This window comes from Amaricoccus sp. (assembly GCF_017993425.1).
Lineage (GTDB): Bacteria > Pseudomonadota > Alphaproteobacteria > Rhodobacterales > Rhodobacteraceae > Amaricoccus.
In genome coordinates, this window is the sequence record NZ_JAGOMQ010000015.1 from 50,411 (window position 1) to 77,087 (window position 26,677).

The following is a 26,677-nucleotide window of genomic DNA, read 5'->3' on the forward strand; positions in this document are numbered from 1 at the left end:
CAGCCGATTTCCGGCAGATGATTGCTTGAAGGCGCAATATTCTTTCTGCTAATAGCGGTTTGAACGTAACGATACGGACCCTGAGCCATGCCGGGCGCCAAGCTCGACCCGATCGACCGCAAGATTCTCGCCGAGCTCCAGGAAGACGGCCGCATGACCAATGTCGAGCTGTCGCGCCGCGTGGGCATCTCGGCGCCGCCCTGCCTGCGGCGCGTCCGCGCGCTCGAGGAGGCGGAGCTGATCCTCGGCTACCACGCCGCGATCAACGCCCGCGAGCTCGGCTTCGAGGTGCAGGTGTTCGCGATGGTGGGCCTCACCAGCCAGGCCGAGGCCGACCTCTCCGCCTTCGAGGCGCAGTGCCGGTCGTGGCCGCTCGTGCGCGAGTGCCACATGCTGAACGGCGAGATCGACTTCATCCTGAAATGCGTCGCGCCGGACCTGTCGACCTTCCAGACCTTCCTGACGGAGCACCTGACGGCGGCCCCGAACGTCGCCAGCGTCAAGACCAGCCTGGTGATCCGCTGCGCCAAGGACGAGCCGGCGGTGCCCTTCGACATCTATGAGGCCCGCGCGCGCGCGCGGGACTGACCGCGGGTACGTGCGGGTTCCGCCGCCCGTGGCGTACGAGGCCCCCGCGCACGGGACTGACCCCTTCCAGAACGCCCGAACGGTGCTGGTCTGGCCCTACGGGACCCGCGCGCACGGGACTGACCTCTGCCACCGTGGACGGATCACGGTCCGTCCAGTTACGAGGCCCGTGCATGGGGACTAACCGGGGCGGCCCCCGGGCGGGCCCGCTCAGCCCGCCCGGGGGCCGATGGTCACGTCGAGCGGCGCGAGGCCGTCAACGGTGGCGACGAGGCGGTCGCCGGTGACGACCGGACCCACCCCGTGCGGGGTGCCGGTCAGGACGAGGTCGCCGGGGCGGAGCTCGAAGTATTCCGACAGGCGCGCGACGATCTCCGGCAGCTTCCAGATCAGCAGCGACAGGTCGCTCTCCTGCCGCGTCTCGCCGTTGACCGTCAGGCGGATGCAGCCCGAGGTCTTCGACCCGGAAACGGCGGCGGGGGTAATGGCGCCGATCGGGCAGGACTGGTCGAAGGACTTGGCGATCTCCCAGGGCTTGCCGCCGCCCTGGATGTCGCGGCGGGTCATGTCGAGGGCGACGGCGTAGCCCCAGACATGGTCGAGGGCGGTCGCCTCCGGGATGTTCCGCCCGCCCTTGCCGATGGCGAGGACCAGCTCCACCTCGTGGTGCAGCTCGCCGGTGATCGTCGGATAGGCGATGGTCTCGCCCGAGGCGACCACGGCGTCGGCCGGCTTCTGGAAGAAGATCGGCGGGTTCCGCTCGAGGGTTCCCCCCATCTCCTCGACGTGCGCGGCGTAGTTGCGGCCGACGCAGTAGATACGCCGGACCGGCCAGCGCCCGGCGGTCCCTGCCACGGCGACGGAAGGCCGCGGCCCGGGCGCGATGACATAGCCGGCTTCGCTCATGCTCATTCTCCCTGACCGCTGCGCGTCGCCACGCCTGCGCCGGCGCGACCGCCTCCGCGCTAGCACGCATTCGCCGACGCCGGAAGCGCGCGCCGCCTCCCGGCTGAAGATGGCGACGCCGGTTCGGAAAGCCCTTGTCACCGGCGCCGAAGTCGCTATACAGCGCCCCGGACGCGGGCGTAGCTCAGGGGTAGAGCACAACCTTGCCAAGGTTGGGGTCGAGGGTTCGAATCCCTTCGCCCGCTCCAATAATCGGTATATTTTTGCGGAAACGCGCGGAAAAGCTCAGCGAAAGCAAGGGCTTAACCCCGCCGCGCGTTTGCTGCTTGCTCTTGGCCTCAATTTATGGGCAACATTTCGGGCAACTTTTTGGGCAACATTGCCCAGGGGAAACCGGGATGAAATCGGACAAGGCCGGCAATCTACTGACTCGCGGCGGGCGCTTTTTCTACGTCAAGCGGGTCCCGCGCCGCTTCGAGCATTTGGACCCGCGGCGGCCGGTTCGGATGGCGCTGCACACCGATTCCGAGGCCGAGGCCCGCGCCAAAATCCCGGCGGTCGAGGCCGGGCTCTGGGCCTATTGGGAAGCCCTGGCCGCCGGCAACTCGGGCGAGGCGGCCGCGCGGCATTGCGCCACGGTCGCGCTCGCCGAGGCTCGCGGCTTTACCTATCGCCCGGCGGCCGACATTCACGCCGGGGCTTTCGAGGCGCTGATCGCACGGGTCACGGCCTTGATCGAGGCGACCGCCAATCAGGCCGCGCCGATCCTGCCCGAAGCCGACGCGCTGCTCGGGCTGCTCCCGGCCCCGCGCCCGCGCTGGTCCGATGTCCTGGCGGATTTCTTTGCGTTGACCCGCGACCGACTCAAGGGCAAGGCCCCCGATCAGGTCAAGCGATGGGAGGACCCGCGCAAGCTGACCGTCGATAACATGGTCGCGGTGATGGGCGACAAGCCGATCGACGCGATCGACCGCGCCGATGCCCTCGCCTTCCGCAAATGGTGGGCTGATCGGGTCGAGGCCGGGCACGACGCGAACACGGCAAACAAGCAATTCGGCTTCGCGTCCGACATTTTCTCGACGGTCAACGAGTTGCGGCAATACGGGCTCACCAACCCGTTCGGCGGCCTGCGGCTGTCCGAGATCAAGGGCGGTAAGGACAAGCGCGAGCCGATCCCGACCGACTTCATTCGCGAGACGATCCTCGCGCCGGGCGCGCTCGACGGGCTCAACCCCGAGGCCCGCGATATCCTGCTCGCGATGGTCAACACCGGGGCCGGCCCTGGGGAAATCATCGGCCTAGAGCGCGCGGACTTCGAGCTCGACCACGAATTCCCGCATATCAAGGTCCGGCCCAATGACACCCGGACCCTCAAGACCGCGCACGGCCTGCGCGCCCGCGACATTCCGGCCCTCGGGGTCTCGCTCGACGCCCTGAAACGCTTGCAGGCGGCCGGCGGCTGCTCGCGCTACCGCGGCAAATCCTCGGGCTGGTCGGCCGCGGTTGTGAAATACATGCGCGCCAACGGCCTGTTGCAGAATGATCGGCAGGTCCCCTATTCGCTGCGGCATTCCTTCGAGGACCGACTCCTCGACGCGGAAACCGACGAACGGATTCGGGCCGACCTGATGGGTCACAAATACGACCGGCCGAAATACGGCGCGGGCGGCCGACTCGCGCGGGTCACGGCCGACATTGCAAAGATCGCGCTATGACCGCCGGCGATCCCTTCGCGCTGGTCCGCCCGAAGCGCGCCCGTCCGGCGGCCGCGGTCGCCGGCGAGGTCCCGCTCGACCACCTGATCGGATGCCGCGATTACGTCGCCCGCCTGATCGCGGGCGGCCGCCCCGAGGCGCTGCCGATCTTCGAGCGGATCGAGGCCGAGATCGCCGTGCGCGAGCGCAAGGCGGACGCGCTGGCGCGCGCCCTGGCGATCGCCGCCGCGGCCGAGGTCAAGGCCGGCCGGAAGGCTTAACGTCGCGCGCTGACCCGCTCTTACGATTTGCAAACTCGCCGATGGCAAGCCTATGATGCCTTCGCGTCAGGCGAGGCCCAGGGGACGGAATTGCGATGGCGACGCCGGATCAGATTCCAAGCGATCTCACCCTCGAAATCGGCGCTGACCTCGCGCCGGATCAGTTTCTCGCGTTGACCCGCGCATTCTTCGGTTATCTCGCCGAGGTCGCCGAGGTCGCGACCGACAAACCCCCGCGCTGGACCGTGCAAGTTCACCACGGAAGCGCCCTGATCTCGCTGGTCCCGCCGCCTTCCGCCCCGCCGGCCGTGCTGCACGCGATCTATGCGCGGGCCGCCGAGGGCGCGGAAGCCCTGGCGGCGGGCGATATCGAAGGCGCTGCGGTCCCCGAGGCGGCGATGAAGCATCTCAAAGTCATGTCCGAGATGAGCGAGGGCGGGCGGACCGCGCCGACCCCAATCCGACTTTGGATCGAACGCCGCCCGGTTGCCGTGACCCCCGAGATCGCGCACACGATCCGCGAGGACTGGCGGATCGCTTATCAGGATTTCGGCACTGCGGAGGGCCGGCTGCAAGCGATCGAGGACGCGCCGGGCTCGCTGCGGTTTCGGTTGCGCGACGAAGCCCTCGGGCTGACCTTGAAATGTTACTTCCCGGAGGGACTATTGCCGGACGTTTTCTCGAGTTTTCGGCGGCGCGTAGAGGTCGCCGGGATGATCGAATATCGTCGGGATGGAACGCCAATCAGCATAAGCGCCGGGTCGATCGAGGTCCTTCCCGACGACGCTGATTTGCCGACCCCGGCGGACGTGCGCGGCATTCTTCGGGCGGTTGGATGAAGCCGACGCTGGTCTATTGGGATAGCGACGCCTTTCTAGGCCACCTGCAAGCCGAGCCCGGCAAGGTCGAATTGTGCGAGGGCACGCTGCAACGCGCCACGATGGGCGAAATCGTGATCGTTACCTCGGCCCTGGCGATCGCCGAGGTCCTTTGGCAGAAGGGCGCGCCGCGACCGGACGCGCAACGCGCGGAGATCGTTCGCCGGTTCTTCCGGCGAAGCCAATTCCGTATCCTGAACGTGACCCGGAAAACGGCGGAAGCCGCGCAAGACCTGGTCTGGTTTCACGGCATTCGGCCGAAGGATGCGATTCACGTCGCAACCGCGATCGAGGCGAAAGCCCCCGTGCTGGAAACCTTCGACGCCGGCCTGTTGGGCAAGAGTGGGTTGATTGGCTCGCCACCTCTGCTGATCCGCACCCCGGTCGCACCGCTGCAATCCCGCCTCAACCTTTAACGATCCGGCAAGGGTCGGCGGGGACACTCGCCGGCGGCCGCCGGCGCGCGGCACCTGAGAAGGGACCGAGCAAATGTCGGACGCTATCGCCTGGGCGGTCTTCGCGGGCTTCATCTTCCTGTTGACCAGCTTCATTGTCCGCTGCATTCGGCGCGGCTTCCGCGAGGGCTTTCACTTTCGCGCCCCCTGGGTCCGCCGGCTTCACGGCGACCTCGACTGACCAGCGATCGCCGGCGCGAACGGCAAGGGCCGCCCCGAGGGGCGGCCCTTTCGCGTTTCAGGCGGGGGCGTCACTGATTGAGTTGCGCGGCGATGCGTGCGCCCATTGCGGCGACCTTGCGGCATTCGTCGGCGGACAGGCCCAGGTCGCGACAACGGTCGGCGATTTCGAGCAACCGCCGGCGGCTCTCCTCGATGAAGGCGCGCGCCTCGCGCGGCGAGTCCTCGATTCCCGGGATCGGCCGGTCGATCATGGCCGAAGCCTCGCGGCGACTTCGCGGGCGCTGGCGGCGAGCCCATAGGCGAATTCCGCCCGGTCGCCGAGCCCGAGCCGGTCGAGATCGTCGCCCAGGCACCGCAAGTTGCGCTCGATCCGATGGATCGCCCTGACCTCGGCGGACCGCGGGGCGCGGTCCTGGGGCTGGCGCGCCCCGGCGAGCGCGACCACCGTCACAGGACCGCCCCGAGGGCGTAGATCTCGCGGGCGATCGCGGCGCGGGCCTCGGCGCGGATATCCTCGGCCCGCGCCCGGATCACCGCGCCGGGGACGATCGTCGCCCGCTGGCCGGCGCGCGGCTCGCCCGGCTCGATCACCGCGAGCAAGCTGCCCGAGGTCGGGTCGCGGCCGACATAGCGGCCGAGATAGACGCCGGCGACGATCCCCGAGGCGGCGAAGATGATCGGATCGCCGGGCTCGATCTCGCGGCCGCGCTTGTCCTGGGCGAAGCCGCTCACCGGGGCGGCGGCTTGGGCCGGCGGCTCGGCCCGCAGGCGGCGGCGCTCGGGCTCGGGCGCAAGGCGGCCGCCCGCGCGGACCTCGGCGGCGAGGTCGGCAACGTCAAGCATGATGGAATCCCTTTGTTTGTGGGGTTGTGAGGGAAGGGGTCAGGCGCTCGCCGAGACGGGCTCGCGGCGAGCCTTCGCGGCGGCCGCCTTGAAACGGCCGGTCGCCGCGATCGCGCGGGCGCGCTCGACGGCCGAGGCGGCGGCCTCGGCGCGGGCGATCTCGGCCTCGATCCGCTCGAAGATCGGGACCGCCTCGGGACGGCCGAGCGCGATCACGGTCGCAACCATGTCGCGGCAAAGCCGCAAATGGTCGAGCGGGATCACTCGATCACCGCCGCCCGGTAGCGGATCGGCACGGCTCGCAACCGGGCGTTAAGCCGGCGGACCGTGATCCCGAGGGCTTCCGCTGCCTCGGCCTTGTTGCACTCGGCGCGGTTCATGGCATGGGCGAGGAGTCGACCCTCGAAATCGCGAAGGGCTTGATCGAGGGTCTTCCCCTCGACCTCGACCGCAAGGGGGGACGCGGGCATGATCTACGCCGCGCCGATCGCGGGCCGCGCCGGCTGGTCGAGCCGGCGAAGGATCGCCGCCACCGGCACGGCGACGCTCACGCTCCACCGGCTTGTGCGGATTAAGATCTCTCCATCGGCGGTCTGGCCCATGACGACGGCCTCGGCCTACCCGCCCTGCTGGCTCTGCACGATGACGCGCTCGCCGACTTTCATCGGTTTCCCGCCGCAGTTGCGCCGGGCGGCGAATTCTGCGCTATAGTTGGCGACCGGCCGGCTATTCTTCTCGGCTGCATCATTCCCCCCGGACAATGCGCGCCAATCTGCTCGATTTGGCATTCAGGACCCCTCTTTTCTACCTGGGGTTGTGTCGAGGTCCGAATCTCTACGGCCGGCGAAACCGGTGATCAAGGGGAAAAATCCGCTAAATCCGTCGATGGCGAAATTCTCTCGCCGTCCGACCTCTATTTCCGTTGTGCGCCGGCCCGCGGGGTTACTAGGCCGAAGCGCGGCCGCTGTTCCAAGCGGCCGAATCGGATGCGGCGCACCGCGCCCAGAATCTCTAGGCCGGGCGCTTCCATGAATTCGTGCGCGATCAGACCGATATCAACAAAGCCGATAAGCCAAGGCGAGGCGCAATAACGAACGCCGACGAATTCGTGATCTGAGTATCTGACGGCGACGACCTCGCCCATGTATTCGCGCGCCGGAATGATGGCGACCAACTCGCCCGGCATATAGCCAAGCGCCACAGAGTCCCAATTCAATACTTCGCCAAGCACGGCCTCTTTTGGGACCCCGGTCGCTTCGGCTCGCTCCAAATAGAATTCGCGCTCTTTGTCGGTAAAGGTTTCCCAGGGTATCACCCGAATTCCGCCGGGCATTGTATTTGCAGCATAAGACGGCTCGGCCGCGCCGGCGATAAGTTGCCAGACGCTTATTTCAAGGGCGTCCGCAAGTTGCTCTAATGTTGAAAGCCGTGGGGATCGGTCCGGGCTTCTCAAAATGTCATTGACGGCCGACGTTGCCAAACCGGCTTTTGCGCTTAACTGAGCTTGGCTCATACCTTTTAGTTTCAGCCAATACTCTAGGCTCATGGCGAGCGAAGATTTTAGCGCGGGCATGGCGGGCCTTCCCTGGTCGGTTCCGACCCGCGAGCGCGCATTCCGACCGCTGATCGTCGAAAGGCGCGAGCCGGTCACTGGATCGACACTAAGCCACCCGTCGGGCCGAAAATAGGGCGAACGCGACACTCGCCGACACTTGTCGCTTGCGTTTATTTCCGCAAGACAGTTGGGACCGTCGGCTTTACACCGGGTCCGCCCTTGCAAACTGCTTTCACCGGAAGAAACCTCCCGAAGGGGGGGCCTGATAGTGCGCTCGCCCGCACCCTGCAACCCCGGATCGGGCGGCGCGGGATCGACTGGCTCAACCGGATCATGCTCGCGCATGGCCGCGACACCTGGGGCGAGGCGGCCGAGATCGTCCTCGCGGCGATCGCCGGCGACCCCGCCGATCCGGTCAACGCCTGGGCCTTCACCGAGGCCGACATTCCGCGCGCCCCGCGCTTTGCCGGGCGCGGCGGCAAGGGCAATCCATTTCAGTTCTCACTTTTCGCTTCGGTATGCGTCCGCCTCGCGCCCGACCTGACCCGGCATATCCTACGGTTAACCGGGCTCGGGCTCGCGCCCTCGGCGGCGACGGCGACGGTCCTCGCGGTCGCCCGTCGCCTAGATCCCGAGGGCCGGCGCTACCGGCCCGAGGCCCGCCCTTGACCGCGCCGATCACCCTGCACCGCGGCGACGCGATCGAGGTTGTCGCGGACCTCGCCCCCGACACCTTCGACGCGATCGTGACCGACCCGCCCTATCACCTGACCTCGATCGTCAAGCGGTTCGGCGGCGCGACCGCGAAGGCCGCCGGCGAGGGCTCGGACGGGGCCTTTGCCCGCGCCTCGCGCGGCTTCATGGGCAAGACCTGGGATGGCGGCGACCTCGCCTTTCGCGCCGGGACCTGGGCGGCCTTCGGCCGGGTCCTGAAACCCGGCGGCTACCTGGTCGCGTTCAATCACTCGCGCACCTGGCACCGGATGACGGTCGCGATCGAGGACGCGGGTTTCGAGGTCCGCGACTCGATCGCCGACCTCTACGCGACCGGCCCGGCCTGGGCCGACTTCCTCGACTCGCTCGGCCCCGATCAGGCCCGCGCCTTCGCCCGCGCGGTCGCCGGCGGCGGCGGGCCGATGCTGGCTTGGCTCTACGGAACCGGGATGCCGAAATCGCATTCGGTCGCCCGGATGATCGACAAGGCCCTCGGGGTCGAGGGCTCGCTCGGCGCGCCGAAATCCGCGGCGCACGCTGCTTGGATCAAGCGCGGCGCGATGCGGGGCGGGCAAGGGGCCGAGGGCTGGCAGCGGCCTTGGATGGAGGACCCCGAGGCGGTCGAGGCCCAGGCGCGGGAGTACCTGCCCGGCTCGGCCGAGGCCCAGGCATTCGACGGCTGGGGGACGGCGCTTAAGCCGGCGATCGAGCCGATCGTCCTCGCCCGCAAGCCGCTCGCCGAGGGCTCGATCGCCCGGCAACACCTCGCGACCGGGACCGGCGGGCTCCATATCGACGCGGCGAAGGTCCCCGGCACGCCCCGACCTGGGGCCGATCCCGAGGCCCCGCCGCCCGCGCCGCGCTGGCCGGCGAACGTGACGACGGACGCCTCGCGCGAGGTCCTGGCGCGCTTCCCGCTCGACGCCGAGGGATCGGTCGCCCGGTTCTTCTACTCGGCAAAGGCGGACGCCGCCGACAAGCGCGGCTCGGATCACCCGACCGTCAAGCCGCACGCGCTGATGCGCTGGCTTGTCCGGCTGGTCTCGGCGCGCGGCGGCCTGATCCTCGACCCGTTCGGCGGCTCGGGCGCGACCGCCTGGGCGGCCCAAGCCGAGGGCCGGCGCTGCGTCCTGATCGAGCGCGATCCTGGCTATGCCGACCATATCGCGGCCGTGATCGCCGGCGGGCTCGACGCCCCCGAGCCCGAGGTCCCGGCCGGCCGCGGTCAACTCTCGCTGTTCTGAGGTCCCCCCATGCTTGCCACGCCGGACGGCCCCGAGCGGCCGCGCCGCCCCGACTTCGGGGCGCAACACACCCCCGACCGGGATTTCCCGATCTATGATTGCCGGGTCCTGCGGCTCGCGCCCGAGGTCCCCGATTATTCGGCCCTGACCCCGCGCGACCTCGCCGCCCTCGCCGCCGCCTATCTGGTCGAGGCGATCGCCTGCGAAATCATGCTCGGCCGCCCCGAGCTTGCCCGGCGCGAGGGCCTTCGCGCCGAGGTCTGGCGCGACCGTTGGGAATGCGCCGCCCTGACCGCGCGGATCGCGGCGCAATGCTGCAACTCGCGCCTGAAAGGCCGCCGGCGGCGGGAATGACCGAGGCGATCGGCGGCCGGCCGTGCGGGATCTGCGACAAGCCGGGCGGGGGCTTCCTCGGCCTGCGGGTCGCCGGTCGCTGGTCCGAGTTGCCCGCCCGGTTCCGCCGCTACCTCTGGCACTGTTCCGACCCCGCTTGCGTCGCCCAGGCCGAAGCCCGCCGCACGGCGGCGACCGTCGCCGCCGGCCTCGCCGCGCCCCCGCGCCCCCCCGCCATGCCCGCGCCGGCGACACCGCCCGCGCGCCCGACCCCGCCGGCGCAAGCCGGCCTTTTTGGAGACTGACACGCAATGGACGCCAAAGCCGAGGCGCGGAAATACACCGTTCCCGAACACTTGCGGATGAGCAAGCGCGGCACGGTTCATGTCGTCGCCGAGCATGAAAAAACGGTCCCGCTCAACCGGGCCGAGCGGCGCGCCGCGGCGGCGCGAAAGCGGCGCGGCAAGGCCGCCCAAGCGGCCGAGACGATCGCGGCATACGAGATGGCGCGACGGGTCGGCGAAGCCGCCCCGGTCGAGGGGGACGCCCCCGCCGATCCCGCCGCGGCGATGCTCGATAGTGCGCCGACCGCAGCGTTGTTCTATGGGGTCGCAAACCTGCTCGCCGAGATCGGCGATCGGGTCGCGGCCTACGAAGGCCGAGTCGACGGCCTGCTCGCCGCTCTGGGCGGCGACCCCGAGACGGTCGCGACGACCTTCGCCGCCTCGGCGCGGGCCGCGGCGGCGTGGGCCGATCAGATCGACGCCCTGCGGCCGCGGGTCGAGGCGATCGAGGCGCGGTTGCGCGGCCTCGGCGAAGGGCTCGGCGCATGACTCCCCCCGACGACGATCTCGCCCCCTTCCACAAGTGGACGAAGGGCGTCCCCGCCGACGCCGGCTTGTCGCTCGAAAGCGGCCTCGGCCGCGACCCGTTCCGCCTGATCCCGAGGTCCGAGGCCGAGCGCGCCGCCTATCTCGCGGGGGCGGCCTGGGGCCTTCGGATCGCCGGCCGGGCCGACCTCGCCGACACCTTCGCCGCGCCGCCGCCGGCGGCCGCAACCGGGGTCTGGGGGGACCTCGACCTCGCCGCGCCCTCGCCGATCTTTGTCGGGTCGGTCCTCGAAATCGCGACCGCGCTCGCCCGCACCGCCCGGTTCAACGGCTGGGGGCCGCGCTTCTATTCGGTCGCCGAGCATTCGATCTTGTGTGACGAAATCGCGCGCGCCGATGGCGTCCCGATCCGCTACCGCCGGGCGATCCTGTTTCACGACGCGCCCGAGGTTTACACCGGCGACGACACCCGGCCGAAAAAGGCCCTGGTCCCCGAGTTGCAGGCGATCGAGCACGGGGTCTTTCTGGCGATCGCCGAGCGGTTCGATCTGCCGGTCGGCCACGGGGTCGCGGCCTATGACGACCTCGCCCTCGCGATCGAGTTGCGCGACCTATTCCCCGCTCAGGACCGGGCCGGGCTTCCCGATCCGGGCGTGTGGCGCGCGCCGCGCCTCGACATGGACGCGGCCGCGCTTGAATTCGCCCGCCGGGCCGAGGCCCTGGGGATCAGATGACCCGCTTCGCGGCCGGCGCTGGCCACCTGTCCGAGCGGGTCAAGGCGTCGGTCTCGCTGCGGGGCCTCGCCGAGCGGTCGGGCGTCGCCTGGGATCAGAAACTCTCGAATCCGAGGCGCGGCGACTATTGGGCACCTTGCCCTTTTCACGGCGAGCGGACCGCCTCTTTTCATGTCCTAGAGCCCGTCGGGGTCGGCGGGTTCTTCAAATGCTTCGGCTGCGGCCGCAAGGGATCGGTTGTCGATTTCCTGATCGAGCGCGACGGGCTCGGGATCGGCGAGGCGCTGAAACGCCTCGCCGATGATGCGGGGATCGAGCGCGACGGGGCCGACCGGATGCTCGCCGACCGGCTGGCGGCGGCGGCCGAGGCGAGGGCGCGCGCCGCCGCCGAGGCCGCGGCGGCGGCGGCGCGCGGGCTCGATCAGGCGCGCCGGCTCTGGCGCGCGTCCGAGCCGGCCGGGCCGGTCCTCGAAAGCTACCTCGCCGCCCGCGGGGTCGATCTCGACGCGATCGGCGGGGTCCCGGCCTCGCTGCGGCTGATGCCGCGCCTCGAATTCTGGGCCGAGGGTCAGGTCCCGCGCCGCGATCGCCCGGCGCATGTCGGGCCGGCGATGATCGGCGCGATCGGCCGGGGCGAGCTGGTCGGGGTTCACCGGACATGGATCACCCCCGAGGGCCGCGCCCGCCTGGGCGACGGCTCGAAGGTCCCGAAAAAGATGCTCGGCCGCACCGGGGCGATCTTCGGGCAACCCGTCCGCTTTTCCTGGGCGCGGCTCGGCCTGATCGTCGGCGAGGGGATCGAGACGACGCTCGCCGCCTGGGCCGCCCTGGTCGGGGCCGGCAAGGGCGGGCGCTGGGGCGCCGAGGCGGCGCTCTCGCTCGGCGCGCTCGCCGGCCCCGAGGACTTCCGCGGCCGCGGGCCTGGGCTCGGGCCGAACGGTCAACCGCTGCCCTCGGACCTGCCCGACCTGAAATCGACCGCCGCCCATTGGCTTCCGCCGGCGGGCGTGCGGGCGGTCCTGATCCTCGGCGAAGGGTCGAGCAAGAGCGGCGAGGTCGCCCGGCGCTTCGCCGAGCGGACCCGCCGGAAACTGATCGCGCGCGGGATCGCGGCCGAGGTCCGGGTCCCCGGCGGCCGATGGGATCGCGACCGCGATTTCGCCGATGTAGCGAAGGACGAAGGCGCATGACGCTGATTTCGGAATTGCTCGGGGTCCCGCCGCCGACCGATCCCGCGCGCCTGCCGGCCTTCAAACCGGGCAAGCAAAACGACCGATGGAACGCCTCGCGCCTCGCGGCCGAGGTCGGCGAGGACATGATCTTTGTCGTCGGCAAGGGCTGGGGGCTTTGGGATGGCGGCCGCTTCAACTTCCTCGACGGCGCGGTCCGCGCCTTTCTGATCTCGGAAAAGCTGCAAGGGCTGGTCGAGGCGGACGCCGCCGCCGCCTGGGCCGAGGAATATTCCGAGTTCGAGATCCGCCACCGGCTCGCCGAGGAATTGGAGAAATCCCGCCCCGGCTTCCGCACCCTCGAAGATGCGCAACAGGCATTGCGCGAGGCGAAGGCGCTCGCGCTCGGCAAGCACGCAACCACCTGCGGCAACGTTGATAAGATGGAGAAGGCTTTGAAAATTATGCAAGGGCGACTGCGGGTCCCGGTCGCCGACCTCGACGCCGATCCCTGGTCGCTGACCCTGCCGAATGGCCGGCTCGACCTGCGGGCCGCAGCCCAAGCGGACGGATTCACCGCCGACATGACCCGCGCCGAGGTCGCCGCGATCCGGGCTGAGTGGCTGAAACCGCACGATCGGAGTCTTTACGCGACCAAAAGCGCCGGGGTCGAATTCGATCCTGGGGCCGAGTGTCCCGAGTGGCGGGCCTTCCTCGAGTTGGTTCTCCCCGATCAGGCAATCCGCGACTGCTTTCAGCGTTCAATGGGCGCGGTCCTGTTCGGCAAGAATGAACCGACCTGCGCCTTCTTGTTCCGCGGTCCGGGCGGCAACGGCAAATCGACGGCGGTCAACGCGATCGCGAACGTCCTGGGCGAATCCTCGGGCTACGCGGTCCCCTGCAAGATCGAGCTATTCCTCGCCATGCAAAACGAAAGCGCCGGCAAGGCGACGCCCGAGGAAATCGACATTCCCGGCGCGCGGGTCCTGCTCGCGTCGGAGTCGAGTGAGCGCGACGAGCTATCGGGGAAAAAGATCAAGGCGATGACCGGCGGCGATCCCCGCCCGGTCCGCGCGCTCAATCAGGCGCAATTCTATTATCGCCCGTCCGCCTTCCCGATCCTGTCCTTCAACCGGACGCCCAGGATCAAAGACGAGGACGAAGGCACGCGCCGCCGCCTGGTCTTCTTCCCTTTCGAGGTCAACTTGCGCGAGTTGCCCGAGGGCAAGCGGCGGTCGAATGTCGAGGTCGAGGCGGCCTTGAAGCGCGAGGGGCCGGGCATTCTGAATTGGATGCTCGACGGCTGGCGCGAGTACCGCGCCCGCGCCGACGCCGGGATCGGCGCGCCGCCGGGGATCGACCCGCCGGCGGAGATGCGCGAGCTAAAGGACTCGCTGATGGAACACGCCGACCCGCTCGGCGAGTTTATCAAGGATTGCTGCCGGTCCGATCCCGGCTCGGCCGAGGGGATCAGGACCTCGGCCTTTTTCCGGGTCTACGCCGAATGGTGCGACATGACCGGCTCGGCGCTCTACGGCAAGCAAACCGTGACCCGGATCATGCAAGAGAAGGGCATTCGCCAGAAAAAGGGCGGCGGCGGAATTCGCTTCTGGTCGGGCCTGCGCTGGCAGGACACCGACAACATGGCGGCGCTGCTGCACCAATGCGGTTTCGGCCCCGCGCCGGTCGGCGGACCGCCCCCGGCTGCCCTCGCCGATATCGACCCCGGCGCGCCTTTCTGACCGCGCCCCCGCGCCCCCGCCCAGGACTCGATCTCGGCAGTTTGCCGGCGCAATGCCGGCGGCCCTGGGTCGGGGGAAAGGGGGAAGCGGAGCGGCGCTTGCGCGCCGCGCTGAAATGCTCGTGCGGAAGGGCTCGGGCAAACCGCCGAAGCAATCCCTGAAATTGCCGACAAACTGCCGGCCGATTTTCCGACAACCCGTTGATTTCCTTAGATCTTCGGCACTTTCGGCACTTTCGGCACTTTGTCTAGTGATGTGAGGAAAAGAATGGGCGCAGAAACCTATGGGCTGGATAGGGGCCAGGAAAACCGCCGAGGCCGCCGCAAACTGCCGCAAACCGCCGAGGCGCTGGTCGAGGGCGATCACGGGCCGAGGGTCGAGGTCGAGGTCGAGCGACGGGTCGAGCGGATCGTCGCAGCCCCGGACGGGACGGCGGCGCGCCGGGTCGAGGTCGAGGTCGCGCGGGTCAACGCGCTCGCCTGCGGCGAGGTCGAGGTCGCCGAGGTTCGCACCGGCGAGACGGTCGAGGTAGAGGTCGAGGGCGAGCGGCGGGTTGTCGAGCGCATGGCGCGGGTCAACCGCCGGCGCGGCTCGCCCTTGCTCGCGACCCTCGACCCGGCACGGCGCGAGGCGGCGGCGACCTTCGCGCTCGCGGTCGAGATCGTCGCCGCCGGCGGGACCTCGGGCGGCGGCGGCTTTGTCGAGGAGCGGGTCGGCGGCGGGATCGGCGCGCGCGAGGGCCGGCAGTTTCAGGCGCTCGCCTGGGCGGACACCCTGCGGACCCTCGACGCGGCGATCGGCGGGGGATTCGTCCGGCTCAATCTTCGCGGCGACACGATCGGGGTCCGGTCGCTGATCTGCTCGATCGCGGTCGGCGGCCTGTCGATCCCGCGCATTCTCGACGGGCTCGGCCTGAAACGCTCGGCCCCGCGCGAAAGGGCGGTCAAAACCGCGGTTTGCGACGCCCTCGGGCGGATGGCCGGCGCGCTCGGGGACCGCGCGCCGGTCGAGGCGCGGAGAAATCCCCGTTGACTTCTGAACATGCCAAGGTCACGCCCTCGCCACGGTCGGGAATCGGCCCGGCGCTCTGATCGCCCCCCGCGGGGCCGCTGATCGCCCCGGACCTGTCCCGCTCCACCGCCGCGCCCTCGACCCCCCGGTCGGGGGCGCGGCCGTTTCAGGGGGCGATCCGATGCACCTGTCGTTTGCCCACAACATTCGCGAGGTCGAGCGCGACCTCTCGGATTTCGCCCGCAAGCAACTGCCCTTCGCGACCTCGCTCGCGCTGAATGAAACCGCGCAGGCGGTCCGGCGCAATGCCGACGCGGCCCTCGGCAAGCGGCTCGACGCGCCGACGCCCTTCACCCGGCGCGGCCTGCTGATCCTGCGATCGAGCAAGGGCAAGCTTTGGGCCGACGTGCTGCTTAAGGACCTGCAAGCCGCTTACCTGCGATGGCAGGAAAAGGGCGGCGAGCGGCCGCCGAAAGCGAAGGCGATCCCGGTCCCGGTCGCGATCGGCCGCAACGCCTTCGGCAACATGCCGCGGGGTGCGCTGAAACGGGCCTCGGCCTCGAAAGACGTTTTCTCGGGCCGGCCTGGGGGCGGACGCCTCGGGCCGGGCCTCTATCAACGCTGGAAGGGCGGCCGCCTTCGGCTGCTGGTCGCCTTCGAGCCTCGGGCGACCTATGCGCCGCGCCTGCACTTCGAGCGCGACGCCGAGCGGACGGCGCGGGCCTACTTCCCGATCGCCTTCGAGCGCGCGATCAAGCGGGCGCTCGCCTCGGCCCGGTAAGACGCACGGGTCCTTCCGCACACTAAGCCACGCGGGTAATTCGCGATCGCGCTTTGTTGGGCAAACTTGGGGCGGCGGCGGCCGCCCTATCAATTGGGGTTGTTGCTCTTATGACCGATGCGCCGCTCGGGCCGGCCGGCGAGGGCTCGCCCTTGCGGCCCCTCGACGCGGACGAAACCGCCCTGGTCCTCGCCTATCCGCTGCCCGCCGGGGTCCCCGACGCGGTTGTGAATCAGTACCAACTCGCCGACGCCCTCGGGACCTCGCAAACCACGCTCGCCCATTGGCGACGCCTGGGCCTGCCTGTCGAGGTCGAGGGGACCAACGGCCGCAGCTACCAATTCCGCCTGTCGCTTTGCTTCGCCTGGATGCGCCGCCGCGAGGCGGACGATCGAGCGGCGCGCCTCGCGGCCGAGGACGCGACGCAACAGCTACGGCTCGCCCTGACCGGCGGGACCGTCGCGCCCGGCGGCGATCCCGGCCTCTCGAAGCGCGACGCGATCGAGACGCTGCAACTCGAAAAGGCTTGGACCGACGCGGCCCGCGCCCGCGGCGAATTGATCGCGGCGGCCGAGGTCGCCGAGGCGCTGCAAGCGATCTTCGCCGAGGTCCGCGACGGCCTCGACGCGGCCCCCGACCGGCTCGCCCGCGAGCTTGGGCTCGACGGCGCGGGGGTCGAGGCGGCGCAAGCGATCTGCGACGATATCCTCGAAGGCGCGCGCCGGCGGATCGCCGACCTCTACGACCTGGGGCGCGGGGACGCCGAGGCCCGCTAACCCTGCCGCGCCGCGGCAATTGCCGGCGGTTCCCCCGCCCCCCAGGATGGCCGGGGGACGGGGGATCGACATGCAAATCGCGCTCGACGTGTGGCACGGGCTGATGCGGGTTGTGGGCCTGCTCTATCTCGCCGGCGGGATCGTCGGCCTTGTGGCGATCCTGTTGTCGCCGCGCGTTGCGGACGCCGAGGTCGCCGAGGTCGCGGCCCCGCCCGAGCCCGAGGCCGCGCCGGTTCGGCTGCGGGCGCTCGCCATGACGAATTCGCCTTTCGCGCCCCCGCGGCGCTGCTATCCCGGCCCGTGGGATCGGTCCGCCGCCTGGGGCTATGGCTTCGCCGAGCCCTGGCCCTTCGAGTCGGCGGTCGAGGCGCACGGCTTCGGCCTGACCCTGGTCGGGCCGGGCGCTTTCTTGCTTGTGGATCTCGCAACATGCTCGACCTGTCGGACCGACCCGATCCCGAATGCCTTTCGTTCGATCAACTGATCGAAGAATGCCACGCCCTGCGCGCCGCGATCGCGACGCTGCAAACGGCGGCGGCCGGCCGAAAGCCGAGGCCGCGCCCGACCGGGCGGCCGCGCACCCGCGAATTTCTGACCCCGCTTGAAGGGCGGTTGCTCGCCCGGCTCGGCGAGGACCCCGGCAAGATCGTCTCGGCCCAGGCGCTCGCCGAGGCGATCCGCCCGAGCGGCGGCCCCGTCACCCCCGACCGCGCGCGGGCGCTGGTCGGGGTCTACCTGCACCGGCTGCGGCCGAAACTCGCCGCCTCGGGCCTCTGGATCGCGACCGCGCACGGCCGCGGATACAGTCTCGAAGGGGACCCGGACCTTGCTCGCAGAACGTCCGCAGAAATTCACGCCGGGGGCCGCGCTGCCCCCGTTGCGGTCCGCGGCTGAGATCGTCCGGGCGGCGCTGCCCGCCCTCGCGCCGCCGGCGCGGGTCGCGATATCCGAGGCGGCCTGTCGGCGCATGGTCGAGGCCGGCGGGCATTGGGTCCCCTGGCGGAACGATGTCGCCCCCTACATGGTCGAGCCGATGGACTCGGCCGGGTCCCGGCGCTTCGAGGCGCTGGCTTTCGTCGGCCCCGCCCGGTCGAGCAAGACCGAGGCGCTGATCCTTAACCCGCTGGTTCACGCGATCCTCGCCGCGCCCCGACTTGTGCATGTGGTTCACATGACGCAAGCGGCGGCGCGCGAGTTCTCGATCGAGACGATCGACAAGCTGATCCGGCACTCGCCCGAGCTTGCGGCCCGGCTGGCGAAGGGCAAGGGGGCCGACAACACTTTCGACAAGCGGTTTCTCGCGGGGGCGCGCCTCACGATCGGATGGCCGGTTGTGCAACAGCTATCGGCGCGCTCGATCCCGCTGGTCCTGCTGACCGATTACGACCGCTTCCCCCAGGACCTCGGCGGCGAGGGCTCGGCCTTCGCCCTCGGGCGCAAGCGGACGCAATCGAGCGGAACCCGCGGAATGACCGTCGCCGAGGCGTCGCCCGGCTTCCCGATCCTCGATGAGACTTGGCAACCCTCGACCCCACATGAGGCCCCGCCCTGCGACGGGATCGTCGGCCTCTACAACGCCGGGACACGGGGCCGCTGGTATTGGCCCTGCCCGCATTGCGAGAACGAATTCGAGCCGGCATTCGACCGGCTGCACTATCCCCGCGACGGGACCCCGGCCGAGCGGGGCGCGGCGGCTTACATGGTTTGCCCGCATTGCGGGGGCGTGATCGAGCATTCAGTCAAGGCGACTTTGAACCGGCGCGGCCGCTGGCTGCACGAAACCGGCGACGGCTCGACCGCCCCGCTCGGCCCGCTCACCCGACGCGCCGCGACCGTCTCTTACTGGCTGCAAGGCCCGGCGGCGGCGCTCGCGACCTGGGCGCAGATCGTCACCCGCTACCTCGAAGGCGAAGCGCAATTCGACGCGACGGGCGACGAGACGCTGTTGAAATCGGCGACAAACCTCGACCTCGGCTTGCCCTATGCGAGCCGGGCGGCGGCCTCAACCGCGGCGCTGGACGAAGCCGGATTGCGCTCGCTCGCCACCGATCGGCCCTGGCGGATGGCCCCGCCGGCGACCCGGTTCCTGACGATCGCGGTTGACGTGCAATCCGGGCGTTTCGTCGCCCAGGTCGAGGCATGGGGCGCGGACCTAGAGCGGACCGTGATCGACCGTTTCGACCTGCACACGCCGCCGCCGAGCGCGCCAAGGCGCGAGGGGCGGCGGATCGACCCGGCGCGCTTCGGCGAGGATTGGGCCGCGCTGCTCGACCTCGCCGATCGGTCCTGGCCGGTTCAAGGCGCGGGCTACGCGCTGCGGGCGCTCGGGATCGTGATTGACGCCGGCGGCGAGGCGGGCGTCACCCCGAACGCTTACGCCTTTTGGCGATCGGTCCGGGCGACGCACCCGCGCCGCTTCCACCTGATCCGCGGTCGCGGCGGCGATCGCTCGAAGCGCGCCGAGGTCGCCGCGCCCGAGACGGCGCATAAGGGCAAGCGGCATGTCGCGAAGGACGTGCGAATCATTTGGGCCGCGACCGACCGGCTTAAGGACGAAATCGCCGCGAGCCTGACCCGCGGCGACGAAGGGACCCGCGCGCTGTTGATCCCGCGCGACGCCCCGCCCGACCTGTTCGCTGAATACGCCGCCGAGCGGCGCGACGCCTCGGGCCGCTGGGAAAAGCGGCCGGGGGTCGGGCGAAACGAAAGCCTCGACCTGTCGGTCTACGCCCTCGCGCTCGGGATCGTCCTCGGGGTCGAGAAGATCAACCCGGACCGGCCGCCGCCCTGGGCGATCGCCGGCCCCGAAAACGCCTTCGCCGACCTGAGCAATGCCGCGCCCGAGGCCCCGCCCGAGCCCGAGGGCGAGGCCCCGGCGGCGGCGGCGCGACCCGTGAAACGCAACCGGCGGCCGATCCGCCCTCGCCCGGACTTCTCGGGCTGGTAAGCCCGAGGACCTGTCCCCTTGATGGATTTCGACCACGCCGCGACGCCGGCGACCCCCGCACCGCGGGCGAGCTTCCCGTCCGATGCGGACGCCCGCGCGGCGGTCCGCGCCGACTATCGGGTCCTGACCGAAGCCGAGCGCGGGCAGATCGTCGCGCTCAAGGCGGCAACCGCCGCCTTCATCGGCCTATGTCGTGAGATCGGCGGGAGCCGCGAAATGGCGCTCGCGATCACGAACGCCGAGCAAGCGGCAATGTGGGCTGTGAAGCATGTCACGGCCTAGCCCCGGCTCGGACGAATGGGGCGGGCACCCGCCGGCGACCGCCGCCAAGCTGAACGCCTGCGCCGCGCGCTTCTCGGAGCTTCTAGGGCAACTGGGCGACTGTCCCGAGGTCGATCAGGCCCGCGCCCGGCTCGCCGAGGCGGTCGCCTGGGCCGAGGCCGCCGCGCGCGGCGATAGCATCCTTCGGACCTGAAAGGGCCGCGCATGGGCTACACCCTCAATCGAGTCGACCTGATCGGCAATCTTGGCCGCGACCCCGAGGTCCGCACCTTTCCGAGCGGCGGCAAGGTCACGTCGCTGTCGCTCGCGACCTCGGAACGCTGGAAGGACCGCCAGACCGGCGAGGTCCGCGAAAAGACCGAATGGCACCGGGTCGAGGTCAAAAACGACTTCCTCGCCGATATCGCCGCCCGGCTGCGCAAGGGTATGACGGTTTGCGTCTCGGGCCGGCTCGAAACCCGCAAATGGCAGGATCAGGCGGGCAACGATCGGTTTTCGACCGAGATCGTGGTCTCGGGTTACACCGGCGCGCTCTACGTCCCGAACGTCCGCGACCTGGGCGGCTCGGGCGACGGCAGCGGGTCCTCGGGCGGCGGCGGAGCCTCGCGCCCCGGCCCCGAGCTGGACGACGAGATTCCGTTTTAGAGGCCCTATAAGCCCTCTCCCGGCTTCAACAACCGGCGCAGTGGAACGGTCGGCAACACACAAGGACTGTCGGGGGGAGCCTTCGCGGCTTCCGGCTCCGAGATCGACTGCTCGATGCGAACGGGCTGCCCGGTCCAGTCGCACTTTGTGCAGTTCGGGCGTTCCCATTCCTCCCCCGTTTCCGGGTTAAAGGCCCGTTCCGGAGAAAGACGCTGCGAGCCGCAAGCCGGACACTCGGGAGGCACGCCGCGAAAATGCTGGATCAAGGCGAACATGCAGAGGGAAACCGCATTCTCGCAAGTCGAGACTGCCGCGTCTGCGTCATGCCAGTGGGACCGCTTGGCGTGCGTCAGCCAGTTTGTGAATGTCCACGCGCCATTCAGGAGGTTTTTGAAAAGCTGCCGCCGGTATGCGTGATGCTCACCGGGCAAGGTCGAGTTACAGACATGATCGACCCACGCCTTAAAATCCGCCTGCTTTGGCTGTGGGGCGTCGCCCGTCCACGGCACCACCTTTTGCGCCATCGACGTGAAAGCGAGGAGCCCTTCGCGACACCTCACTCCGATTGCTTGATAGTCGGCAACCTCTTCAGCCTGTGAAAGAGCGTCCGAGGCTTCTTTCAAGTAGCGCAAGCACTCGACAAAGGGCTCGACCGGCTGTCCCGCAATCGTTGGTTTCTCGGAACGCGGGATGCGGATGCACAAGCCGATGTGGAATGTCAGAGCAAGGTCCATATTGGGAAATTGGTCCTGCGAATAAAGGTTCGTGGGGTTCGTTATGACCCACCAACGATCTTTATCTGTATGAACATCCCAAACGTCGTGCTGATGACCCGCTACGGACTCGCTGTAGATCTTCTGAACGAATTGAACCGTTAGGTCTGGCGCCTGCCATTCCATATACCCGACGATCTGGTCGGTTTCTTCTTCGGTAGCGTGCAGCACGGGAAGCATTCCTTTTCGCGGCACAAGCGAGGGCGCTTCCTACCGAATTCGACACGCTGGCGAAAGTCATTTGGAGGCAGGACCCGAATTGATCGACCCCGATGCTAACGCGGCGGTCGAGGAATGGCGGCGGCTGGCCGGCGCGAGGCCGCCGGCGGCCTCGTCCGCCCCGGCCGCGCCCGCGCCCGCCGGCGGCCTCGCCGCGCTACTCGCCGCGGTCCTGGCGCTGTTCCGCCGCCGCTCCGCAACCTGAAACCGATGAGGGGCCGCATGGCCGATTGCTCGATCTACGCCCCGCCGGCGCGGCTGTTCGCCGGCGATAGCTGGGCCTGGGAAATCGCCGACCCGGCGGACTATCCCTCGGCCGCCTATGTCCTGACCTACGCCCTCGCCCCCGAGGCCGGCGGCGCGAGGGTCGAGGTCGAGGCGACCGCGCCGAATCCGGTCGCGGTCGGCTTCGCGGTCGCCGCCGGCGACACCGCGGCCCTCGCGCCTGGGCGCTGGCGCTGGGTCCTGCTCGCGACCGACGCGGTTCACGAAACCCGCGCCGCCTTCGCCTCGGGGACCTTCGAGGTCCTGCCCGATCCGCTCGCCGCGACCGCCGCCGACACCCGCTCGGCGGCGCGGCGAATCCTCGACGCGATCGACGCGACGATCGAGGGCAAGGTGACGAAGGACGCGCAAACCTACGCGATCGAGGGCCGCTCGATCGCGCGCATTCCGCTGCCCGAGCTGATCGCCGCGCGCGCCCGCTATGCCGCGATCGTCCGCCGCGAGGGCGGGGCCGGGCCGATCGCCTATCGCCCGATGAGGTTCGCCGATGAGTAAGCGCGGCTTCTGGCCCTTCCGCCGCGCGGCCGCGCCGGCGCGCCGCGAGCCAGTCCTCGCCGCCCAGGTCGCCGCGGTCGAGCCCGAGGCGGCCCGCGCCTTCAAGGCGGCGCGGCCCGGCCGGCTGACGACCGGGTTCGACGGCCTCGGGGTCTCGATTTCGAGCCGGGACGAAACCCGGCGCGACCTGCGCGGCCTGATCGCCCATGCCCGCTATGCGGCGCAAAATATCGACTACGTTCGATCTTACGAGATGATGGTCCGGCGGCATGTGATCGGCCGCCGCGGGATCGCGCTGCAAATGGACGTGCGCGACCCGAGCGGCAAGCCGGACCGGATCGCGAACGCGAAGATCGAATCGGCCTGGGAAGCGTGGGGGACCCGCGGCAACGCGACGCCCTGCGGCCGCCTGTCGTGGTGGAATGTCGAAAACATCGCGGCGACCATGCTCGCCCGCGAGGGCAATTTCCTCCTGCGGATCATGCGCGGCGCGGAATTCGGCCCGTTCGGCTTTCAGGTCGCGCCGCTGAATTTCGACCTGCTCGACCTGACCCATAACGCCGAGTTGCGCGACGGTCGCTTTGTCCGCGGCGGGATCGAATTCGACGCGCTCGGCCGGGCGCTCGCCTATCACCTGTTCACCTCGCACCCGGCCGAGTCGACCGGCGCCGGCCGCCGGCGCAAGGTCCGGGTCGCCGCTGAGGATATCATTCACGCCTGGCGGCCGACCGAAGCCGAGCAAGAGTTCGGGGTCCCGCAGTCGCACACGGCGTTGCGGCGCTTCAACATGCTGTCGCGGTACGAGGAGTCGGCGCTGGCGGCGGCGCACTATGGCGCGGCGGTCGCGGCCTTCTTCAAGCAAGAGGCGGACGATAGTCCGAGCGCGGCCCCGACCGAGGCGGACATTCCCGACGAGATCACGCCGGGCATGACCGCGATGCTGCCGCCGGGAGTCGACCTCGCCAACTGGTCGCCCAATTACCCTGACGGGGAAATGCCGGCCTTCAACAAGGCGATGCTGCGGGGCGGCGCGGCCGGCCTGGGCGTTTCCTATGCCGGCCTGACCTCGGACATGGAAGGCGCGAATTTCTCGAGTTTGCGCGCCGGGCTCGGCGAGGAGCGCGACGAATGGCGCATGTTTCAGCGGGACCTTTTCGAGACGCTGCACGGCGAGGTCTTCCGACGCTGGCTTCCCTTCGCGCTGGCGAACGCGGTCAACCTGCCGCTCGCCAAGGCGGAGAAATTTGAGGCCGCGACGTGGCGGGCGCGGTCCTGGCCTTCAGTCAACCCGAAGGACGATGCACTCGCCAACGAAGCCGACTTGCGCAACGGGCTGAAAACCCCCTCGCAGATCGTCGGCGAGCGCGGCGAGGACTTCGAGGCGACCGTGACGCAACTCGCGAACGACCTCGCGATGATGCGCGAGAAGGGCGTCCCGATCCCGGCCGTCCTGACCGGCGCGCCGAGGCCCGCCGCGCCAGCCCAGGCGGACCCGCCCGACCCCGACGCTTAAGGAGTACCCGATGACCGCACTTCAGATTCCCGCCCGGCTCTACCGGGCGGGCAAGGTCGAGCGCGCGGTCGCGCCCGACCCGGCGGCCGAGTCCTCCGGCGAGGACGATCGCCGCATTCGCCTGTCGTTTTCGTCCGAGACCGCGGTCGAGCGTTTGTTCGGCTTCGAGGTCCTCGGGCACCGCGACGGCGAAATTGACCTCTCCCGCCTCGCGGCGGGCGTGATGCCGTTGCTCGCCGACCACCGGGCGACCCTCGATTCCCAGGTCGGAACCGTGGAGTCGGCCGAAATCGCCGAGGGCCGGGGCGTTGCAGTTGTGCGCTTTGGCAAGAGCGCGCGCGCCTCCGAATTGCTCGCGCGAGTCCGCGACGGCGAAATCAGCGGGGTCTCTGTCGGATACCGGATCGACAAGGCCGAGCGCGCCGGCGAGCGCGACGGGATTCCGGTCTACCGCGCGACACGCTGGACCCCCTTCGAGATCTCGCTCGTCTCGCTTCCCGCCGACGAAACCGTCGGGATCGGGCGGGCCGAGCCCTCGATGGAAACGATCACCCTCACCCTCACCGAAAGAGCTTCCCCCATGACGACCCCCGTTCCCGCCGCCGTTGCCGCCCCCGCCGATCCGGCGGTCGCCGCCGAGGCCGCCCGCGCCGCCGCCGAGCCGAAGTCGGCCGATCAGGTCGGCCCCGAGCGCGCCCGCATTCGCGATATCACCACGATGGGCCGCAAGTTCGGCCTGCCCGACGCCGAGGTCGAGGCGGCGATCGACGGCGGCACCACCGTCGCGGCCTTTCAGCGCAAGGTCCTCGACCACCTCGCGAGCGGCGACAAGACCCCGATCCGCTCGGGCGCGGCGAAGATCGGCATGACCGAGGGCGAGGTCCGGCGCTATTCGCTGGTCAACGCGATCAACTACCTCGCCAACCCGACCGATGCGAAATTCCGCGCCGCCGCCGGCTTCGAGATCGAGGCGTCCGAGGCGGCCGCCGAGAAGATGCGGACCACGCCGAAGGGCCTGATGATCCCGGCCGACGTGCTGACCCGCGCCGACTTCGCTGCCGGCAAGCGCGCCGCCGACCTGACTGCCGGCTCGGCGACCGCCGGATCGGACCTGATCGCGACCGATCTCCTGTCGGGGTCCTTCATCGACCTTCTGCGCCGGAAATCGGCGATCATGCGCGCCAATCCGACCATGCTCGGCGGCCTGGTCGGCAACATCGCGATCCCGCGCCAGACCGGCGGCGCGACGGCCTATTGGGTCGGCGAGGATAGCGCGCCGACGCAAAGCGGCGCGGCCTTCGATCAGGTCACGATGACCCCGCACACGGTCGGGGCGTTCACCGAGATCTCGCGCCGGCTGCTGTTGCAGTCGAGCGTTGATGTCGAGGCCCTGGTCCGCCGCGACCTCGCGACCGTGATCGCGCTCGCGATCGACGGAGTCGCCCTCAACGGCTCGGCCGACACCGACGCGCCGGACGGCCTGAAGGACTACGCGACCCCGATCAACGCGGTGGACTTCGCCGCCTCGGGCGCGCCGACCTTCGCCGAGATCGTCGCGATGGAGTCGGCGATCGCCGCCGACGACGCCGACGTGGACTCGATGGCGTACATCTTCAACGCCACCCTGCGGGGTTACTTCAAGACCACCCCGAAGGTCTCCGGGCACCCGGTTTTCGTGATGGGCGATGACGGGCAGGTCAACGGCTACCGCTCGATCGTCTCCAATCAGGCGGCGGCCGGCGACGTGTGGCTCGGCAACTGGGCCGATTTCGTGATCGGCATGTGGTCGGGCCTCGACCTCACGGTCGATCCCTACACCGCGGCGACGACCGGCGCGGTTCGCGTCATCGCGTTTCAGGACGTGGATTTCGCGATCCGGCACGCCGAGTCGTTCTGCTATGGCCGCCTGATCCCGTAAGGGCTCGCCCGCGCCTCGGCCCGCCCTTTCGGGGGCGGGCCTTTCTTTTTCGGAGTCCCCGACATGCTCTCGAATTTCTCGACTATCCGCCGGGAAATCGCGGCGGTTCTGGTCGGATGCCTGGGCCTCGCGGCGCATTTCGTCCCGGCGCTCGCGGCGGTCGATCCGGTCTGGATCGACCTTGCGGCCGGCGGCCTCGCGCTCGCGGTCCTCGCCCTGGTCGAAAACCGGATCGACGGAATTTCCTTGACCGCGCTCGCGCGGGTCGCGGCCGATCACCTGATCCGCGACGACAACGTGATCGAGGCGATCCGCGCCGCCCGCACCCTTCGCGGCGATCCGCCCGAACCCGATCTCGCGCCGGCGAAACCGCCCGGCGCGCCGGCCGCCCAGGTCCCCAAGCCGAGGCCCCGGCGATGATCGGCGGCGCGCCGCCCGCGCCGCCGCCGACGCCGCCCAGGCGCAAGGTCCCGTCCGCCGGCCCGATCCCGCCGCTCGATAACCGCCGGCTCGGGGCCGCGCCCCAGGGGCGCGCCCTCGGCCTCGGGGGCGACGATGGCCGGGATTGAGGACGCCGACGACTTCGCGGTCTTCTTCGACCCGGACGGCTTCGGCTCACTCGGGTCCTACGCGCTCGCCGCCGGCAGCCCGGCGGTCGAGGTCGGCGGGATCTTCACCGCCGCCCATGCGGTCGCCGCACCGCTCGGGGACTGGCCGGGCGTCTCGACCTCGACCCCGGTTTTCACCTGTCGGGCGGCCATGCTGCCGGCGGGCGCGGGCGACGGCGACACCCTGACCCTCGGCGCGACGGCCTGGACCGTCCGCAGCATTCAACCGGACGGGACGGGCCTCGCCCGCCTGATCCTCGAAAGGACGTGACGGC

Annotated in this window: 36 protein-coding genes and 1 tRNA gene; 29 read left to right on the plus strand and 8 right to left on the minus strand. The window is 70.0% G+C overall.

Annotation, left to right across the window (positions count from 1 at the left end; genetic code table 11):
• The first annotated feature begins 87 nt into the window (after window positions 1-87).
• Complete coding sequence (locus tag KBB57_RS09100; RefSeq protein WP_290748946.1) at window positions 88-588, plus strand: Lrp/AsnC family transcriptional regulator; 501 nt, start codon at window positions 88-90, stop codon at window positions 586-588.
• A 210-nt stretch (window positions 589-798) separates the two neighbouring features.
• On the opposite strand, the gene KBB57_RS09105 is transcribed toward KBB57_RS09100, so the two are convergent.
• Window positions 799-1,494, minus strand: a complete 696-nt coding sequence (locus tag KBB57_RS09105) for a fumarylacetoacetate hydrolase family protein (protein ID WP_290748948.1) — start codon at window positions 1,492-1,494, stop codon at window positions 799-801.
• Between the two features lie 173 nt (window positions 1,495-1,667).
• On the opposite strand from KBB57_RS09105, the gene KBB57_RS09110 reads away from it, so the two are divergent.
• The 6 genes from KBB57_RS09110 (at window position 1,668) to KBB57_RS09135 (ending at window position 4,983) form a co-directional block, all read left to right on the plus strand.
• Window positions 1,668-1,742: transfer RNA gene (locus tag KBB57_RS09110), tRNA-Gly, on the plus strand.
• Between the two features lie 150 nt (window positions 1,743-1,892).
• Complete coding sequence (locus KBB57_RS09115; protein WP_290748951.1) at window positions 1,893-3,209, plus strand: DUF6538 domain-containing protein; 1,317 nt, start codon at window positions 1,893-1,895, stop codon at window positions 3,207-3,209.
• Window positions 3,206-3,469: a hypothetical protein gene (locus tag KBB57_RS09120; RefSeq protein ID WP_290748953.1), complete on the plus strand. Its 264-nt coding sequence runs from the start codon at window positions 3,206-3,208 to the stop codon at window positions 3,467-3,469. The genes KBB57_RS09115 and KBB57_RS09120 overlap by 4 nt, the downstream gene beginning before the upstream one ends.
• Before the next feature lie 95 nt (window positions 3,470-3,564).
• The gene (locus KBB57_RS09125) at window positions 3,565-4,308 is read left to right on the plus strand and encodes a hypothetical protein (protein WP_290748956.1); all 744 of its coding nucleotides are present in this window, start codon (window positions 3,565-3,567) and stop codon (window positions 4,306-4,308) included.
• Window positions 4,305-4,763, plus strand: a complete 459-nt coding sequence (locus tag KBB57_RS09130; protein WP_290748959.1) for a PIN domain-containing protein — start codon at window positions 4,305-4,307, stop codon at window positions 4,761-4,763. Before KBB57_RS09125 ends, KBB57_RS09130 begins: the two co-directional genes overlap by 4 nt.
• 73 nt (window positions 4,764-4,836) lie before the next feature.
• Window positions 4,837-4,983: a hypothetical protein gene (locus KBB57_RS09135; RefSeq protein WP_290748962.1), complete on the plus strand. Its 147-nt coding sequence runs from the start codon at window positions 4,837-4,839 to the stop codon at window positions 4,981-4,983.
• A gap of 70 nt (window positions 4,984-5,053) precedes the next feature.
• Here KBB57_RS09135 and KBB57_RS09140 read toward each other — a convergent pair whose 3' ends face one another.
• The 5 genes from KBB57_RS09140 to KBB57_RS09160 are packed head-to-tail and all read right to left on the minus strand — an operon-like array spanning window position 5,054 to window position 6,298.
• Complete coding sequence (locus KBB57_RS09140; protein WP_290748964.1) at window positions 5,054-5,236, minus strand: hypothetical protein; 183 nt, start codon at window positions 5,234-5,236, stop codon at window positions 5,054-5,056.
• Window positions 5,233-5,436, minus strand: a complete 204-nt coding sequence (locus KBB57_RS09145; protein ID WP_290748966.1) for a hypothetical protein — start codon at window positions 5,434-5,436, stop codon at window positions 5,233-5,235. The genes KBB57_RS09140 and KBB57_RS09145 overlap by 4 nt, the downstream gene beginning before the upstream one ends.
• Entirely contained in the window at window positions 5,433-5,828 is a 396-nt protein-coding gene (locus KBB57_RS09150) for a hypothetical protein (protein WP_290748967.1), read from the minus strand. The genes KBB57_RS09145 and KBB57_RS09150 overlap by 4 nt, the downstream gene beginning before the upstream one ends.
• 39 nt (window positions 5,829-5,867) lie before the next feature.
• Entirely contained in the window at window positions 5,868-6,056 is a 189-nt protein-coding gene (locus KBB57_RS09155) for a hypothetical protein (protein WP_290748970.1), read from the minus strand.
• 32 nt (window positions 6,057-6,088) lie between these two features.
• Window positions 6,089-6,298, minus strand: coding sequence for a helix-turn-helix domain-containing protein (locus KBB57_RS09160; RefSeq protein WP_290748973.1), 210 nt, complete (start codon window positions 6,296-6,298; stop codon window positions 6,089-6,091).
• Here KBB57_RS09160 and KBB57_RS09165 point away from each other — a divergent pair.
• On the plus strand, window positions 6,297-6,539 hold the full coding sequence (locus tag KBB57_RS09165; protein WP_290748975.1) for a hypothetical protein: 243 nt from the start codon (window positions 6,297-6,299) through the stop codon (window positions 6,537-6,539). The two genes, KBB57_RS09160 and KBB57_RS09165, sit on opposite strands and share 2 nt — an antisense overlap.
• Window positions 6,540-6,741: 202 nt before the next feature.
• Here the strand turns inward: KBB57_RS09165 and KBB57_RS09170 are convergent, their stop codons facing one another.
• On the minus strand, window positions 6,742-7,401 hold the full coding sequence (locus KBB57_RS09170) for a helix-turn-helix transcriptional regulator (protein WP_290748978.1): 660 nt from the start codon (window positions 7,399-7,401) through the stop codon (window positions 6,742-6,744).
• A gap of 201 nt (window positions 7,402-7,602) precedes the next feature.
• On the opposite strand from KBB57_RS09170, the gene KBB57_RS09175 reads away from it, so the two are divergent.
• The 16 genes from KBB57_RS09175 (at window position 7,603) to ssb (ending at window position 20,591) form a co-directional block, all read left to right on the plus strand.
• Window positions 7,603-8,052 carry a hypothetical protein gene (locus tag KBB57_RS09175; protein ID WP_290748980.1) on the plus strand — a complete coding sequence of 150 codons (450 nt, stop codon included), beginning with the start codon at window positions 7,603-7,605 and terminating at the stop codon, window positions 8,050-8,052.
• Window positions 8,049-9,341: a DNA methyltransferase gene (locus tag KBB57_RS09180; protein WP_290748982.1), complete on the plus strand. Its 1,293-nt coding sequence runs from the start codon at window positions 8,049-8,051 to the stop codon at window positions 9,339-9,341. Before KBB57_RS09175 ends, KBB57_RS09180 begins: the two co-directional genes overlap by 4 nt.
• Before the next feature lie 9 nt (window positions 9,342-9,350).
• Window positions 9,351-9,695 (plus strand): hypothetical protein, encoded by a 345-nt coding sequence (locus KBB57_RS09185; RefSeq protein WP_290748985.1) that lies wholly within the window; start codon window positions 9,351-9,353, stop codon window positions 9,693-9,695.
• Window positions 9,696-9,985: 290 nt separating this feature from the next.
• Window positions 9,986-10,507: a hypothetical protein gene (locus KBB57_RS09190; protein WP_290748987.1), complete on the plus strand. Its 522-nt coding sequence runs from the start codon at window positions 9,986-9,988 to the stop codon at window positions 10,505-10,507.
• Window positions 10,504-11,238 carry a hypothetical protein gene (locus KBB57_RS09195; RefSeq protein WP_290748990.1) on the plus strand — a complete coding sequence of 245 codons (735 nt, stop codon included), beginning with the start codon at window positions 10,504-10,506 and terminating at the stop codon, window positions 11,236-11,238. Before KBB57_RS09190 ends, KBB57_RS09195 begins: the two co-directional genes overlap by 4 nt.
• A complete protein-coding gene (locus tag KBB57_RS09200; RefSeq protein ID WP_290748992.1) occupies window positions 11,235-12,428 on the plus strand; it encodes a CHC2 zinc finger domain-containing protein in 1,194 nt (397 codons plus the stop codon). Before KBB57_RS09195 ends, KBB57_RS09200 begins: the two co-directional genes overlap by 4 nt.
• Window positions 12,425-14,149 carry a phage/plasmid primase, P4 family gene (locus tag KBB57_RS09205; RefSeq protein WP_290748995.1) on the plus strand — a complete coding sequence of 575 codons (1,725 nt, stop codon included), beginning with the start codon at window positions 12,425-12,427 and terminating at the stop codon, window positions 14,147-14,149. Before KBB57_RS09200 ends, KBB57_RS09205 begins: the two co-directional genes overlap by 4 nt.
• Window positions 14,150-14,416: 267 nt before the next feature.
• Window positions 14,417-15,181, plus strand: coding sequence for a hypothetical protein (locus KBB57_RS09210; protein WP_290748996.1), 765 nt, complete (start codon window positions 14,417-14,419; stop codon window positions 15,179-15,181).
• A 160-nt stretch (window positions 15,182-15,341) separates the two neighbouring features.
• The gene (locus KBB57_RS09215; RefSeq protein WP_290748998.1) at window positions 15,342-15,941 is read left to right on the plus strand and encodes a hypothetical protein; all 600 of its coding nucleotides are present in this window, start codon (window positions 15,342-15,344) and stop codon (window positions 15,939-15,941) included.
• 110 nt (window positions 15,942-16,051) lie between these two features.
• Window positions 16,052-16,717 carry a terminase small subunit gene (locus KBB57_RS09220; RefSeq protein ID WP_290749001.1) on the plus strand — a complete coding sequence of 222 codons (666 nt, stop codon included), beginning with the start codon at window positions 16,052-16,054 and terminating at the stop codon, window positions 16,715-16,717.
• Window positions 16,718-16,787: 70 nt separating this feature from the next.
• Entirely contained in the window at window positions 16,788-17,201 is a 414-nt protein-coding gene (locus KBB57_RS09225) for a hypothetical protein (protein ID WP_290749004.1), read from the plus strand.
• Window positions 17,147-17,611, plus strand: coding sequence for a helix-turn-helix domain-containing protein (locus KBB57_RS09230; protein WP_290749007.1), 465 nt, complete (start codon window positions 17,147-17,149; stop codon window positions 17,609-17,611). The genes KBB57_RS09225 and KBB57_RS09230 overlap by 55 nt, the downstream gene beginning before the upstream one ends.
• Window positions 17,612-17,684: 73 nt before the next feature.
• Window positions 17,685-19,664, plus strand: a complete 1,980-nt coding sequence (locus KBB57_RS09235) for a terminase gpA endonuclease subunit (RefSeq protein WP_290749009.1) — start codon at window positions 17,685-17,687, stop codon at window positions 19,662-19,664.
• Window positions 19,665-19,685: 21 nt separating this feature from the next.
• Complete coding sequence (locus KBB57_RS09240) at window positions 19,686-19,946, plus strand: hypothetical protein (protein ID WP_290749010.1); 261 nt, start codon at window positions 19,686-19,688, stop codon at window positions 19,944-19,946.
• Window positions 19,933-20,139, plus strand: a complete 207-nt coding sequence (locus KBB57_RS09245; protein WP_290749012.1) for a hypothetical protein — start codon at window positions 19,933-19,935, stop codon at window positions 20,137-20,139. The genes KBB57_RS09240 and KBB57_RS09245 overlap by 14 nt, the downstream gene beginning before the upstream one ends.
• Before the next feature lie 11 nt (window positions 20,140-20,150).
• Window positions 20,151-20,591: a single-stranded DNA-binding protein gene (gene ssb, locus KBB57_RS09250; RefSeq protein ID WP_290749014.1), complete on the plus strand. Its 441-nt coding sequence runs from the start codon at window positions 20,151-20,153 to the stop codon at window positions 20,589-20,591.
• A gap of 5 nt (window positions 20,592-20,596) precedes the next feature.
• Here ssb and KBB57_RS09255 read toward each other — a convergent pair whose 3' ends face one another.
• Window positions 20,597-21,535, minus strand: coding sequence for a hypothetical protein (locus KBB57_RS09255; protein ID WP_290749016.1), 939 nt, complete (start codon window positions 21,533-21,535; stop codon window positions 20,597-20,599).
• Between the two features lie 270 nt (window positions 21,536-21,805).
• Between KBB57_RS09255 and KBB57_RS09260 the strand changes: the two genes are divergently transcribed.
• From KBB57_RS09260 to KBB57_RS09280, 5 genes are all read left to right on the plus strand, one after another.
• Window positions 21,806-22,363, plus strand: coding sequence for a hypothetical protein (locus tag KBB57_RS09260; protein ID WP_290749019.1), 558 nt, complete (start codon window positions 21,806-21,808; stop codon window positions 22,361-22,363).
• Window positions 22,356-23,876 (plus strand): phage portal protein, encoded by a 1,521-nt coding sequence (locus KBB57_RS09265; protein ID WP_290749023.1) that lies wholly within the window; start codon window positions 22,356-22,358, stop codon window positions 23,874-23,876. The genes KBB57_RS09260 and KBB57_RS09265 overlap by 8 nt, the downstream gene beginning before the upstream one ends.
• Window positions 23,877-23,886: 10 nt before the next feature.
• Window positions 23,887-25,794, plus strand: a complete 1,908-nt coding sequence (locus tag KBB57_RS09270) for a phage major capsid protein (protein ID WP_290749025.1) — start codon at window positions 23,887-23,889, stop codon at window positions 25,792-25,794.
• A 63-nt stretch (window positions 25,795-25,857) separates the two neighbouring features.
• On the plus strand, window positions 25,858-26,214 hold the full coding sequence (locus KBB57_RS09275) for a hypothetical protein (protein ID WP_290749028.1): 357 nt from the start codon (window positions 25,858-25,860) through the stop codon (window positions 26,212-26,214).
• Between the two features lie 135 nt (window positions 26,215-26,349).
• Window positions 26,350-26,673, plus strand: coding sequence for a hypothetical protein (locus KBB57_RS09280; protein WP_290749029.1), 324 nt, complete (start codon window positions 26,350-26,352; stop codon window positions 26,671-26,673).
• The last annotated feature ends 4 nt before the right edge of the window (window positions 26,674-26,677 follow it).